The sequence below is a fragment of the Mesorhizobium alhagi CCNWXJ12-2 genome (assembly GCF_000236565.1).
In the GTDB taxonomy this organism is placed as follows: Bacteria; Pseudomonadota; Alphaproteobacteria; order Rhizobiales; family Rhizobiaceae; genus Allomesorhizobium; species Allomesorhizobium alhagi.
Genome location: NZ_AHAM01000358.1, coordinates 1 through 1,444 on the forward strand (window position 1 = coordinate 1; position 1,444 = coordinate 1,444).

A 1,444-nucleotide genomic window follows, 5' to 3' on the forward strand; every position below is an offset into this window, starting at 1 on the left:
CCCCCCCCCTGCCGGTAAAGCGGCAGCCCGTCGGCATACTTGGCGACGGCAATATGGGCCAGAAGCGCCTCGGTCGGAATGCCGCCCTCGATCAGGTGGGCCGGCGCGGGTGCCTGGAAGACGCCGTCGAAGCCTTTGTAGGCGTATTTCGGTCGACGGGTGACGATGACCCGGAACTGCGCCGGGATGACGTCCAGCCGCTCCGAGACATCCTCGCCGATGAGGACCTTGTCCAGGCCCTCGCAGCCTTGCGGCGTTTCCGGCTCGATGACAACGTCGATCCGCTCGAGATGCTCTGCAAAGCCCTTGCGAGGCCGCGGCGCGCGTTTTGCCTTGTCCGCGCCACCCGCCTTGGCGAGTTCCGCCTCGGCCGCCGCGATCCCGATCTGGATCTCTTCGAACACGAAGGCAAATTGATCCTCGCTCAGCCGTTCAGAGCGCCTTCCATAGCGCGCCCGCCTCAGCTCTTTCAGGATCTCCGTCAGCCGTGCAATGCGCTGCGCGGCCGTCTTGTTGACCGCTTCGAGGTGCGTGTTGCTCGCTGCCAGATCGCTGTTGCGCGCCTCAAGCTCATCATTCCGCGTCTCAAGCTCACCGTTCCGCACTTCCAGCTGCAGCCGCTGCTCCGCCATGGCGGCGATCATCGCCTTGAGCGCGTCAATGTCGTCGGGAAGCTGGGAAACGGGCCTCGTCATCACCGCAATCAGACCATGTTCGCGGCCGTTTTCCCACCGTTTCCAAAGGTCCGATTCACTTTGCCACAGGCTCGTCAGCCCACCGATTGCGGCCGCTTCACCGCCACCGGGCGAACCTTTTTCCAGTCCAGCCCGTCGACCAGAGCAAGCAATTGCGCATGGTTCAGCTGAACCCGGTGCGGTCCGATCCGCGGCCAGCAGAACTTCGATTGCTCGAGCCGTTTTGCATAGAGGCAGACCCCTGATCCATCCCACCACACGATCTTGATCCTGTCGGCCCGTTTGGCCCGGAACACATAGAGCGAGCCGTTGAACGGGTCGGATCCCGCGTCGCGCACCAGCGCAAGCAGGCCATCGGGTCCTTTTCTAAAATCGACGGGATGGCTGGCGAGGAGAACCTTCACGCCCGCCGGGATCATGCCGACTTCACTGCCCGGACGATCTTGACCAATTGGTCTTGGCCGATGTCGGCGCCGGCGCGAATGATCACTCCGGCGACCTCGATCTCAATCTGCGCGGCCGTCGTTGCAATTTCGACAAAGCCCAACCGGCCTTCACCCCCACGCCGGTTCTCCGCGTCCCCCTTCAAGGCCTTGCGCCGCCAGCCGAACAGCTGCGAAGGCGCCAATCCAGCTTCCCGCGCAATGGCCGAAACATTCGCTCCCGGCGCCAGCGATGCCTCGATCAGACGTGCCTTTGCTTCCCCCGACCACCGCCGGTGTGATCGCGGCGGGCTGACCTTGAGGCGG

Annotated in this window: 3 protein-coding genes; all 3 read right to left on the reverse strand. The window is 64.1% G+C overall.

Features of this window, described 5'->3' with window-relative positions; translation table 11 throughout:
* Positions 1-695: IS66 family transposase (locus MAXJ12_RS34125; protein WP_008840827.1), on the reverse strand; the 695-nt coding region annotated here is incomplete at its 3' end.
* Between the two features lie 74 nt (positions 696-769).
* A complete protein-coding gene (tnpB, locus tag MAXJ12_RS34130; protein ID WP_008840828.1) occupies positions 770-1,114 on the reverse strand; it encodes an IS66 family insertion sequence element accessory protein TnpB in 345 nt (114 codons plus the stop codon).
* On the reverse strand, positions 1,111-1,444 hold a 334-nt coding region (locus tag MAXJ12_RS37465), incomplete at its 5' end, for a transposase (RefSeq protein ID WP_008840829.1). The genes tnpB and MAXJ12_RS37465, both read right to left, overlap by 4 nt.

What these genes read in the sequence shown, in the direction of transcription:
- tnpB (WP_008840828.1), bottom strand. Translation starts at nt 1,114, where the DNA reads ATGATCCCGGCGGGCGTGAAGGTTCTCCTCGCCAGCCATCCCGTCGAT.